The 12,737-nt window shown below is 61.4% G+C and carries 2 protein-coding genes, 3 rRNA genes and 2 pseudogenes; all 7 read left to right on the forward strand.

Going from position 1 to position 12,737, the window contains the following annotated elements; all coding sequences use genetic code 11:
• The first annotated feature begins 278 nt into the window (after nt 1–278).
• The gene (locus GK109_RS22170; protein ID WP_231755146.1) at nt 279–464 is read left to right on the forward strand and encodes a substrate-binding domain-containing protein; all 186 of its coding nucleotides are present in this window, start codon (nt 279–281) and stop codon (nt 462–464) included.
• Nucleotides 465–607: 143 nt separating this feature from the next.
• A pseudogene (locus tag GK109_RS21825) lies at nt 608–3,660 on the forward strand (glycoside hydrolase family 2 TIM barrel-domain containing protein).
• A 564-nt stretch (nt 3,661–4,224) separates the two neighbouring features.
• Nucleotides 4,225–5,746, forward strand: a 16S ribosomal RNA gene (locus GK109_RS21830).
• Nucleotides 5,747–6,242: 496 nt separating this feature from the next.
• Nucleotides 6,243–9,368: ribosomal RNA gene (locus tag GK109_RS21835) — 23S ribosomal RNA — on the forward strand.
• A 228-nt stretch (nt 9,369–9,596) separates the two neighbouring features.
• A 5S ribosomal RNA gene (rrf, locus tag GK109_RS21840) occupies nt 9,597–9,713 on the forward strand.
• The 16S, 23S and 5S rRNA genes sit together here, the layout of an rRNA operon.
• A 428-nt stretch (nt 9,714–10,141) precedes the next feature.
• On the forward strand, nt 10,142–10,429 hold the full coding sequence (locus GK109_RS21845; RefSeq protein WP_009358243.1) for an HU family DNA-binding protein: 288 nt from the start codon (nt 10,142–10,144) through the stop codon (nt 10,427–10,429).
• A gap of 114 nt (nt 10,430–10,543) precedes the next feature.
• Nucleotides 10,544–12,712: pseudogene (locus GK109_RS21850) on the forward strand (cytochrome c oxidase assembly protein).
• The last annotated feature ends 25 nt before the right edge of the window (nt 12,713–12,737 follow it).

Here is a 12,737-nt window from a genome sequence, read left to right on the forward strand (position 1 = left end):
GCACAGCGCCGACGGATCGCCTACCTCGATTCGGCGAAGGCGGGCAGGCCACCACCCGCGGGCTCGCTGTTGCGCAGCGGCCGCCGACGGCCGGCATTGACATCATCATCCTCGAGGCGCGGACACCGCCCCGGCGGCACGGGAGGCAGTCCGCTCCCTGCTCGAGCAGCACGGCACGGTCGACGGGCTCCTGGTGTTCAACGACCTGATGGCGGCGGGAGCGCTTAAAGCCTCAATGCCGCCGGCAGGGCAGTGCGCGGGACTGTGCAGTGATCGGCATGGACGGCATACCCCTGGGCGAACTGGTCTCACCCGAGCTGACCACGCTCGCACTGGACCTGCGTGCAGTAGGCCGGGCCGCCGTCGGACTCGTGGCAGACCTGCTGTCCGGCGCAGTGGAGGCTGGGAGCCCGGACGCCTCCTTGATCCTCAAGCATCAGCTGGTGCTTCGCCAGTCGGCCTGACCCTTCTCAAAGCAGACCTGAACGGCTAGGCTTGAGGCGCTGCCGTGAACGTTCACGTACGGCGAGCGAGACACGGTTCCCCGCACCACAGCCGCAGCCTCCCTGAAGCAAGGAAGCCCATGCCAGCCCATTCGCTTGCCGCCATGGCGGACAGCACGCCCGAAATCATCCCCGGTTCAGCAGCCCGACGCCTGGATCTTGGTGCTGGTGGGATCACGGACCTGGAATCTGTTGAACCCGGCAAGGGCACGTTGCCTCCGCGCGCTTACCTGCACAGCGACGCACCACGGTTGTCGCTGAACGGGGACTGGCAGTTTCGCCTCAGTTCCGGAATCCGGACCGCGCCGAAAGCCGGCTGGCAGTGGGGCAGGCACCTTGATGGGTTCGAGAGCCTGCCCGTACCATCGAGCTGGCCGATGCACGGGCATGGGTCCCCCGCCTACACCAATGTCCAGTTTCCCTTCGCCGTGGAGCCGCCGCATGTGCCGGACGCCAATCCCATTGGCGACCACGTAGTCGTCTTTGAGGCCGGCCCCGAGTTCTTCCCCCACGCCCTGCTGCGGTTCGACGGCATCGAGTCCGCGGGAACCGTGTGGCTGAATGGAAGGGAGCTCGGTACTACGCGCGGCAGCAGGCTGGCCCATGAATTCGATGTGTCCGGGATCCTGGTCCACGGGCAGAACACCCTTGCCGTGCGCGTGGCGCAGTTCTCGGCCGCCAGCTACGTGGAGGACCAGGACATGTGGTGGCTCCCCGGCATCTTCCGGGATGTCACGCTCCAGGCAAGGCCTGAGGCCGGCATCGACGACGTCTTCGTCCACGCAGGCTACGATCACGCCACCGGCGAAGGCACCCTCAAGGTCGAGGTGACCCGGGGCGGACAGGCGATTGACGCCGTCGTCCGCGTTCCCGAACTGGATGCGGAACTGCCCGCAGGCGCGGAACTGCGCATCCCCGCCGTCGAACCCTGGTCTGCGGAGGTGCCCCGGCTCTATGAGGCCACAGTCAGCACCCCCGGAGAGTCCGTGGAGCTGCGGCTCGGCTTCCGCAGCATCGCCATCGAGGACGCGCAGTTCAAGGTCAACGGGCGGCGGATCCTGCTGCGCGGCGTCAACCGTCACGAACACCATCCGCGCCTTGGCCGGGTGGTTCCCAGGGACTTAATGGAGGCCGAACTGCGGCTCATGAAGCAGCACAACATCAATGCCATCCGCACCTCCCATTACCCGCCGCACCCGGATTTCCTGGCACTTGCCGACGAGCTCGGCTTCTACGTTGTGCTCGAGTGCGACCTCGAGACCCATGGCTTTGAGAGTGCCGGCTGGGCCCGGAACCCGAGCGACGACCCGCAGTGGGAAACGGCGCTGGTGGACCGCATGCGCCGCACGGTTGAACGGGACAAGAACCACCCCGCGGTGATCATGTGGTCGCTCGGCAACGAGGCGGGGACCGGCAGGAACCTCGCCGCCATGTCCCGCTGGACCAAGGACCGGGACCCTTCCCGCCCCATCCACTACGAGGGCGACTGGTCCTCCGCGCATGTCGACGTCTACTCCCGGATGTATGCCAGCCAGGCAGAAACGGCCCTGATCGGGCAGGGGATTGAGCCGGCGATCGAAAATGCCGCGCTGGATGCCCGGCGCAGGGCGATGCCATTTGTCCTTTGCGAGTATGTCCACGCCATGGGCAACGGCCCCGGCGGCATGAGCGAGTACCAGGAGCTTTTCGAGAAGTACCCGCGCCTGATGGGCGGCTTCGTGTGGGAGTGGCTGGAACACGGCATCACCGTCGCCTCCCCGTACGGTGGCGAGCACTACGCCTACGGCGGGGACTTCGCCGAGGAAGTTCATGACGGCAATTTCGTCACCGACGGCCTGGTTGATGCGGACCGCAGACCCCGGCCCGGCTTGCTGGACTTCAAGAAGGTCATCGAGCCACTGCGCATAGCGGTGGCAGGTGACTGGTCCGGTTTCACGGTGCGCAACGGCCAGGACTTTGCGGACACCGCTGCGTTCAGCTTCCGTTATGCGGTGGAAGCCGGCGGCAGGACCCTCGCCGCCGGCACTTCGGACGTTCCGCCCGTGGCTCCCCGGGCGGAAGCGGTCATTGGGCTGCCCGCCAGTGTCGCCGCCCTCGCCGCTGCGGAACATGACGGCCGGCCTGCGGTGCTCACCGTCAGTGCAGTCCTCGCCGCTGATTCGGCCTGGGCTGCCTCGGGTCACGAGCTTGCCTGGGGGCAGTCTGTCCGGGAGCCTGACGCTCCGGCCGGTCCGGCGCCGGCTGCAGCCGTGGACGTCCGGGACGGTGAACTGACGCTGGGACCTGTTGTCTTCAGCCGGGTGACGGGCATGCCCACCTCCATAGGCGGCATCCCGGTGGAAAAGTTCGCGCTGAATCTGTGGTGGGCCCCCACGGACAACGACCTCGGCCGTGAATGGGGCGGTGCCGACGAGCGTCCCCTGGCCGCCCAGTGGAAGGATGCCGGCCTCAACCGGCTCCACACCCGGCTGCTGGGTATCACTGCGGACCGCGCTGCCGGCCCCGCCCCTGGGTCCACTGCCGGCCTCACTGCCGACGGCGGGCGGAACGGTGGCGAAGTCCTGACCGTCCGGACGCGTGTAGGTGCTGCGGACAAACAGTACGGAGTATTTGTGGACTATGCGTGGACGAGCGACGGTGAAGCTGTCGGGCTTCGGACGTCGGTCCGGCCGGACGGCGCGTGGGCCAATCGAGGCTCCGGCGTGGAATGGGCGCGGATAGGGCTGGAACTTGTGCTGGGAGAAGAGACGGAGCTGGTGAGCTGGTTCGGCCAGGGCCCCACCAGAGCTACCCGGATACGGGGCAGGGAGCGCGGAGGGGCTGGTTCTCGCTCCCGCTTTCGGACATGGACGTGGACTACGTGCGGCCACAGGAGTCCGGCGCCCGGTCCGGAGTACGGTCCGCTGCTTTGCGGATTGGGGACCGGGCACTGGAGATAGCCGGTGATCCCTTTGCGCTGACTGTCCGGCCCTACAGCCAGGACGTCCTCGACGCTGCAACGCACCGTCCGGACTTGAAGGCGGACGGCCGGAGCTACCTCTATCTGGACCATGCGCTCAGGGGGGTGGGAACCGCTGCTTGTGGTCCCGGCGTGTTGCCGCAGTACCGGCTTGAGCCCCGTCAAGCCGACTTCTCCCTGACCCTGAGGGTGCGCTAGGGGAGCCGCAAAATGTGAGCCAGTCCATACCACCGGAGGTTGCGGCGCAGAGGTGCCGGCTAAGGCCAAAGAGCCCTGAAAACCGCGGATTTCCGGTGTTCCCAGGGGTCTGTCCCACCCGAGGGGGAGGATTTGCAGAGCGGCTTCCCGCCGTGTATTGTTTTCTGAGTCGCCGCCGCTGAAGCGGAAAAATAGCGGCCAAACCCCTTAGCAAACAGCCTGAAAATGGTTCGCCACTTGGCGCGCCAAACGCGGGCGGGGCCGGGTTCGGAGCAACGAAAATCGCGAAAACGCCGATTTGCAAAGCTCCTTGAAACCGGGTAAGTTTGAAAAGTTGCTCCGGAGCGATCCACGGTGGTTTTTTGCTGGTGGTGGTGCCGGGTGTGTCTGTTGTTTGAGAACTCAATAGTGTGCCAAGTTTGTTGATACCAATTGTTTTAGTGATTGGTTGAATTGACCGGGCTGTCCGCCCCTGTGGGTGGTCTGGTTTTTACAGCTGGTTTCAAATTTTGTGCAGCCTTTTTGTCCCGTTTTCCCGGGGCTGGGGGTTGTGTCTGTTTTACTTCAACGGAGAGTTTGATCCTGGCTCAGGATGAACGCTGGCGGCGTGCTTAACACATGCAAGTCGAACGATGAACCTCACTTGTGGGGGATTAGTGGCGAACGGGTGAGTAACACGTGAGTAACCTGCCCTTAACTCTGGGATAAGCCTGGGAAACTGGGTCTAATACCGGATATGACTCCTCGTCGCATGGTGGGGGGTGGAAAGCTTTTTGTGGTTTTGGATGGACTCGCGGCCTATCAGCTTGTTGGTGAGGTAATGGCTTACCAAGGCGACGACGGGTAGCCGGCCTGAGAGGGTGACCGGCCACACTGGGACTGAGACACGGCCCAGACTCCTACGGGAGGCAGCAGTGGGGAATATTGCACAATGGGCGCAAGCCTGATGCAGCGACGCCGCGTGAGGGATGACGGCCTTCGGGTTGTAAACCTCTTTCAGTAGGGAAGAAGCGAAAGTGACGGTACCTGCAGAAGAAGCGCCGGCTAACTACGTGCCAGCAGCCGCGGTAATACGTAGGGCGCAAGCGTTATCCGGAATTATTGGGCGTAAAGAGCTCGTAGGCGGTTTGTCGCGTCTGCCGTGAAAGTCCGGGGCTCAACTCCGGATCTGCGGTGGGTACGGGCAGACTAGAGTGATGTAGGGGAGACTGGAATTCCTGGTGTAGCGGTGAAATGCGCAGATATCAGGAGGAACACCGATGGCGAAGGCAGGTCTCTGGGCATTAACTGACGCTGAGGAGCGAAAGCATGGGGAGCGAACAGGATTAGATACCCTGGTAGTCCATGCCGTAAACGTTGGGCACTAGGTGTGGGGGACATTCCACGTTTTCCGCGCCGTAGCTAACGCATTAAGTGCCCCGCCTGGGGAGTACGGCCGCAAGGCTAAAACTCAAAGGAATTGACGGGGGCCCGCACAAGCGGCGGAGCATGCGGATTAATTCGATGCAACGCGAAGAACCTTACCAAGGCTTGACATGAACCGGTAATACCTGGAGACAGGTGCCCCGCTTGCGGTCGGTTTACAGGTGGTGCATGGTTGTCGTCAGCTCGTGTCGTGAGATGTTGGGTTAAGTCCCGCAACGAGCGCAACCCTCGTTCTATGTTGCCAGCACGTGATGGTGGGGACTCATAGGAGACTGCCGGGGTCAACTCGGAGGAAGGTGGGGACGACGTCAAATCATCATGCCCCTTATGTCTTGGGCTTCACGCATGCTACAATGGCCGGTACAAAGGGTTGCGATACTGTGAGGTGGAGCTAATCCCAAAAAGCCGGTCTCAGTTCGGATTGGGGTCTGCAACTCGACCCCATGAAGTCGGAGTCGCTAGTAATCGCAGATCAGCAACGCTGCGGTGAATACGTTCCCGGGCCTTGTACACACCGCCCGTCAAGTCACGAAAGTTGGTAACACCCGAAGCCGGTGGCCTAACCCCTTGTGGGAGGGAGCTGTCGAAGGTGGGACTGGCGATTGGGACTAAGTCGTAACAAGGTAGCCGTACCGGAAGGTGCGGCTGGATCACCTCCTTTCTAAGGAGCACCTACAGATTGTTCGTGCCGTGTATGCGGTGCGGGGGTTTGTCAGGAGTACAGCCCGTTGCGCAGACGCAAGTTCTGCGGCGGGTGCTCAAGGGTGGAATATCAACGAATAGCGGCTGCCGGTTCTTTCCGGTGCTTAGTACGGTTCCTCTTTGCGGGGGTTCCTGGAAGGGTGCTGGTGGGTGCGGGTGGTTTCGTGTTTGGCACACTGTTGGGTCCTGAGGCAACAGGGCCGTGGTTCCGTCCCGTTTTGCGGGGCGGGGTTGCGGGTTTGTTTGTTTCTGGTTTCCTGGCTGCACCGATCATGCATGTTGTGTGTGTGGGGTGTGTGGTTTGGGGTTGTTGTTTGAGAACTACATAGTGGACGCGAGCATCTTTTATAAGAAGCAATTTCCAAGAATATGAACCTGGATCTGTTGTGCTGTCTTTCGGGATGGTGCAGTGGTTTTCGTGGTTCTCTCGAAAATTAGCGTTTTTGATCTTTTGTGGTCAAGTTTTTAAGAGCACACGGTGGATGCCTTGGCATTAGGAGCCGAAGAAGGACGTAGGAATCTGCGATAAGCCTGGGGGAGTCGATAACCGGACTGTGATCCCAGGGTGTCCGAATGGGGAAACCCCGCCGAGCGCGCGAGTGACTCGGTGACCCGCATCTGAACACATAGGGTGCGTGGAGGGAACGCGGGGAAGTGAAACATCTCAGTACCCGCAGGAAGAGAAAACAATAGTGATTCCGTTAGTAGTGGCGAGCGAACGCGGATCAGGCTAAACCGTTCCATGTGTGATAGCCGGCGGGCGTTGCATGGTCGGGGTTGTGGGACTTTCCATACCAGTTCTGCCGGGCTGGTGGGGTGTGATGTGCAGGCATAGGTGAACGGTCTTGAAAGGCCGGCCAGAGAGGGTGTTAGCCCCGTAACCGTAATGTTGTGTACCGCCTGTGAGAGTATCCCAAGTAGTACGGGGCCCGAGAAATCCCGTGCGAATCTGTCAGGACCACCTGATAAGCCTAAATACTCCCTAATGACCGATAGCGGACCAGTACCGTGAGGGAAAGGTGAAAAGTACCCCGGGAGGGGAGTGAAACAGTACCTGAAACCGTGTGCTTACAATCCGTCGGAGCCAGTCTGATTCTGGTGACGGCGTGCCTTTTGAAGAATGAGCCTGCGAGTTAGTGTTACGTCGCGAGGTTAACCCGTGTGGGGCAGCCGTAGCGAAAGCGAGTCTGAATAGGGCGTTGCAGTGGCGTGATCTAGACCCGAAGCGAAGTGATCTACCCATGGCCAGGTTGAAGCGACGGTAAGACGTCGTGGAGGACCGAACCCACTTCAGTTGAAAATGGAGGGGATGAGCTGTGGGTAGGGGTGAAAGGCCAATCAAACTTCGTGATAGCTGGTTCTCCCCGAAATGCATTTAGGTGCAGCGTTGCGTGTTTCTTGCTGGAGGTAGAGCTACTGGATGGCTAATGGGCCCTACAAGGTTACTGACGTCAGCCAAACTCCGAATGCCGGTAAGTGAGAGCGCAGCAGTGAGACTGTGGGGGATAAGCTTCATAGTCGAGAGGGAAACAGCCCAGACCACCAACTAAGGCCCCTAAGCGTGTGCTAAGTGGGAAAGGATGTGGAGTTGCGAAGACAACCAGGAGGTTGGCTTAGAAGCAGCCATCCTTAAAAGAGTGCGTAATAGCTCACTGGTCAAGTGATTCCGCGCCGACAATGTAGCGGGGCTCAAGTACACCGCCGAAGTTGTGGCATTCAAATATTAGCTAAGCCCTTGTGGTTCAGGCGTTTGGATGGGTAGGGGAGCGTCGTGTGGGCGGTGAAGTCGCGGTGTAAACCAGCGGTGGAGCCTACACGAGTGAGAATGCAGGCATGAGTAGCGAAAGACGGGTGAGAAACCCGTCCGCCGAATGATCAAGGGTTCCAGGGTCAAGCTAATCTGCCCTGGGTAAGTCGGGACCTAAGGCGAGGCCGACAGGCGTAGTCGATGGACAACGGGTTGATATTCCCGTACCGGCGAAAAACCGCCCATGCTGAACAGGGGATACTAACTGCCCGAGACCTGCCTGACACCCCTTGTGGGTGAAGGGTTTTGGTGGAGCGCAGGACCTGATCCTGGGAGGCAAGCGTATTAACAGGTGTGACGCAGGAAGGTAGCCGAGCCGGGCGATGGTTGTCCCGGTCTAAGGATGTAGGGCGAACGGTAGGCAAATCCGCTGTTCATGATGCCTGAGATCTGATGGGACCCCCGTTTGGGGGGATTCGGTGATCCTATGCTGCCGAGAAAAGCATCGACGCGAGGTTTTAGCCGCCCGTACCCCAAACCGACACAGGTGATCAGGTAGAGAATACTAAGGCGATCGAGAGAATTATGGTTAAGGAACTCGGCAAAATGCCCCCGTAACTTCGGGAGAAGGGGGCCCCAACCTTGAACACCACTTGCTGGTGGGAGGGGATCGGGGCCGCAGAGACCAGGGGGAAGCGACTGTTTACTAAAAACACAGGTCCGTGCGAAGTCGCAAGACGATGTATACGGACTGACTCCTGCCCGGTGCTGGAAGGTTAAGAGGACCGGTTAGCCGCAAGGCGAAGCTGAGAATTTAAGCCCCAGTAAACGGCGGTGGTAACTATAACCATCCTAAGGTAGCGAAATTCCTTGTCGGGTAAGTTCCGACCTGCACGAATGGAGTAACGACTTCCCCGCTGTCTCAACCATAAACTCGGCGAAATTGCAGTACGAGTAAAGATGCTCGTTACGCGCAGCAGGACGGAAAGACCCCGAGACCTTTACTATAGTTTGGTATTGGTGTTCGGAGTGGCTTGTGTAGGATAGGTGGGAGACGTTGAAGCCCGGACGCCAGTTCGGGTGGAGTCATCGTTGAAATACCACTCTGGTCACTTTGGACATCTAACTTCGGCCCGTAATCCGGGTCAGGGACAGTGCCTGATGGGTAGTTTAACTGGGGCGGTTGCCTCCTAAAAAGTAACGGAGGCGCCCAAAGGTTCCCTCAGCCTGGTTGGCAATCAGGTGTCGAGTGTAAGTGCACAAGGGAGCTTGACTGTGAGAGAGACATCTCGAGCAGGGACGAAAGTCGGGACTAGTGATCCGGCGGTACATTGTGGAATGGCCGTCGCTCAACGGATAAAAGGTACCTCGGGGATAACAGGCTGATCTTGCCCAAGAGTCCATATCGACGGCATGGTTTGGCACCTCGATGTCGGCTCGTCGCATCCTGGGGCTGGAGTAGGTCCCAAGGGTTGGGCTGTTCGCCCATTAAAGCGGTACGCGAGCTGGGTTTAGAACGTCGTGAGACAGTTCGGTCCCTATCCGCTGCGCGCGCAGGAAATTTGAGAAGGGCTGTCCTTAGTACGAGAGGACCGGGACGGACGAACCTCTGGTGTGTCAGTTGTACTGCCAAGTGCACCGCTGATTAGCTACGTTCGGATGGGATAACCGCTGAAAGCATCTAAGCGGGAAGCTCGCTTCAAGATGAGATTTCCATACACCTCGTGTGTGAGAGGCCCCCAGCCAGACCACTGGGTTGATAGGCCGGATGTGGAAGCGAGGACTAACGACTCGTGAAGCTGACCGGTACTAATAGGCCGATAACTTACACCACACACCACACCCGTGAAACCGGTTCAAAAGCGGTTCCACACCAGGGTTGGTAAAAAGATAACAAGACTGCTTGCGTCCACTATGTGGTTCCCGAACAACAAACCATTTGTTGCAGGGAACACCAACTGAATAACAACACCACCCTGCCCTCACACGGGCAGGAAAGCATGTTGTAACCACAACACTTCCCACCCCCGGGGATCACACCCGGGCGGACGGGTAACAAGGTTACGGCGGTCATAGCGTGGGGGAAACGCCCGGTCCCATTCCGAACCCGGAAGCTAAGACCCACAGCGCCGATGGTACTGCACCCGGGAGGGTGTGGGAGAGTAGGTCACCGCCGGACAACCATTAGGTCGAGGCCCCAACCACCAGGTTGGGGCCTCCCGCATTTAACGCCCCCGGGGTTCCCTCTCTCACTTAACGCCCGCTCCCGGGGGACCCTCTCTCACTTAACGCGCCCTCCCGGGGGACCCTCCCGCACTGCCCGGCCGGCCCGCCGTCGACCACCAGCGCCAAACTGCAAGAGCATCCCAGGAAACCCCACATCAACCGAGAGAGCATCGCCGAAAAACCCGCATCAACTGAGAGAGCGTCCGCTGGCGGCTGAATCCGGGGTGAAAAACCCGAAAAATCCGGTGATTAACCTCAAAAAGTCGCGGAAACACGCGGAATTTGCGGAACGCGGAGGCCCAAGCTGGTAAGTTTTCGAACAGTGGCTTGTACGCATGCCGCGTATAGGCTCCAGAATCATGACCGTCCAGGAGGACATAAATGGCTAAGAACCGTAGTGAACTTGTTGCAGAGGTAGCTGGCAAGGCCGGCACCAGCCAGGCAGCCGTCAACTCCGTCCTCGACGCACTGTTCGAGGTTTTCGAGACTTCTGTCGCAGCGGGCGAGAAGATCACCATTCCGGGCTGGCTCGCCGTCGAGCGTACCGACCGCGCAGCACGCACCGGCCGCAACCCGCAGACGGGTGAGACCATCCAGATCGCGGCAGGCCACAGCGTCAAGCTGACCGCCGGCTCCAAGCTGAAGGCTGCAGTTTCCAACAAGAAGTAGGCTTCTTCCTCCCCGGCGCGCAGCCGGCGCGGAAAAGGAGCGGCAACCACCAGGTTGCCGCTCCTTTTGTCTTTAAGCCGATTCGCGGCCCGGGCAGGCGTAGCGGACAATGGAATGGTGTCTTCTGCCGCAAAACCACGTTCCACCCAGCCCCCGTCCGTTCCCGGCAAGGGAGTTCGGGGCAACGGTGCGCAGGCGGGGGACAGCGGTGCCTTGGGGATCTCCCGGACATGGCAAGTGGCCGGACTGGCCGCCCTCTTCCTGGGCCTGGCAGCTGCGCTCATCTTCTCCGGGGCTGCCGGCGCCAGGGCAGTCTCTGATCCTGGAGCGCTTGTCCGTTGGGGGCTCCCCGTCAGCAAGGCAATCCACAACGTGTCGCTGGCCACCGTCATCGGCGGCCTTGTCTTCGCCGTCGGCATCCTGCCCAGGAATGCGGGGCCCCGCAGCCGGAGCAAAGAGAGCAGTGAGGCACCCGAACACCCTGCCTTCAGCCGCGCCCTGGCCGTAGCGGCCGCAGCAGGTGCGACGTGGACATTGTCGGCCATCGCGGTCCTGGTCCTCACCTACTCTGATGTTGCCGGACAGGGACTCTCCGGCGATGCCGAGTTCACCCAGGCCCTGGTCTACTTCATGACGGATATCGAGACGGGGCGGGCCTGGCTGGCCGTCACCATCATCGCCGCCGTCGTGACAACGGCCCTGTTCGGAGTGCGGTCCCTCGGCGGCCTGGCGCTGACCCTGATCCTCGCCCTGGCCGGCCTGGTACCCACAGCACTGATCGGCCATTCTTCAAGCTCCTCGGACCACGAAGGCGCCATCAACTCCCTGGGCCTGCACCTGGTAGGGGTCAGCACCTGGGTGGGCGGCATCATCATGCTGGCCCTGCTGTCCGGAATCCTGACCGGCCCCAAAGCCGCAACCGCCACCGACATCACCGAGCCGACGCTCCGCCGGTTCTCGTCGCTGGCCGGTTTTGCCTTCGTGCTCGTTCTCGCGTCCGGCATCATCAACGCCAGCATCCGGGTCACCAACTGGGGTGACCTCTTCGGTTCCCCCTATGGCCAGCTCATCCTGGCCAAGGCGATGGCCACGCTGGTCCTGGGCGGGATCGGGTTCATGCACCGGCAGTGGGTGATCCCGCAGCTGAGCCGCAAGGGCTCCACCATGTCCTCGCGGCGGGTCCTCTGGCAGCTGGTCCTGGCGGAATTCCTGGTGATGGGCGCAACGTCGGGCGTCGCCGTCGCCCTGGGCCGGTCCGCCCCGCCGGAGCCCACAGCCTTCGCGCCCGATGCCACGCCCGCCTTCATCCTCACCGGGTATGAGCTTCCCCCGGAGCTGACCCCCGAACGCTGGCTGACAGAGTGGCGCCTGGACTGGCTCTGGATCGCCGCGGCGCTGTTCGGGCTTGTGTCCTACTTCCTTGGCGTGGCCAAGATCTACCGGCGCGGCGACAAGTGGCAGTGGTTCCGCACCGTGAACTGGGTCATTGGCCTGCTGGTGCTCACCTACATCACCTCTGGTCCGCCGTCGGTCTATGGCCGCGTGCTGTTCTCCGCCCACATGGTGGACCACATGGCGCTGACCATGGTGGCGCCGATCTTCCTGGTGCTGGGGGCGCCTGTGACCCTCGCACTGCGGGCCCTGCCTGCCCGTGGAGACGGTTCCCGCGGGGCGCGTGAGTGGCTGCTGGTGTTCGTCCACTCGAAGTTCTCGCAGCTGGTCACGCACCCGCTCTTCGCCGCCGCGAACTTCGCCGGCTCGATTGTGCTGTTCTACTACTCGGACCTGTTCGGCTTCGCCATGCGCGAGCATGTGGGCCACGAGCTGATGACCGTGCACTTCCTGCTGACCGGCTACATCTTCATCCTGAGCATGATCGGCACCGGACCCGCTTCCGCTCCGGGCGCCGTACCCCATGCGGCTCGTCCTGCTCCTGGCCACCATGGGCTTCCACGCGTTCTTCGGCGTGGCCATCATGGGCGGGACCAACCTGCTGGCCGCGGACTACTTCGGGAACCTGGGCAGGGCCTGGGGCCAGTCGGCACTCGCAGACCAGCAGACCGGCGGCGCCGTGGCCTGGGGCATCGGCGAGGTGCCCACGCTCCTGGTGGCAATCGGCGTCGCCATCATGTGGTCCCGGTCGGACGCGCGGGAGACCAAACGCGTGGACCGGGCGGCGGACAGGAATAACGACGCCGATCTCACCGCTTACAACGATATGTTTGCCAGTTGGCTGAACGCGATGCCAAGCTGGCTGAACGAAACAAGCTGGAAGGACGCTGATGAGCGAAACCGTACGCAATGCCCG

Source organism: Pseudarthrobacter sp. GA104, from assembly GCF_009741265.1.
Lineage (GTDB): Bacteria > Actinomycetota > Actinomycetes > Actinomycetales > Micrococcaceae > Arthrobacter.

Excerpts from the sequence above, each read along its gene's own strand:
- GK109_RS22170 (WP_231755146.1), top strand. The coding sequence starts at position 279 with ATGGACGGCATACCCCTGGGCGAACTGGTCTCACCCGAGCTGACCACG.
- GK109_RS21845 (WP_009358243.1), top strand. The coding sequence starts at position 10,142 with ATGGCTAAGAACCGTAGTGAACTTGTTGCAGAGGTAGCTGGCAAGGCC.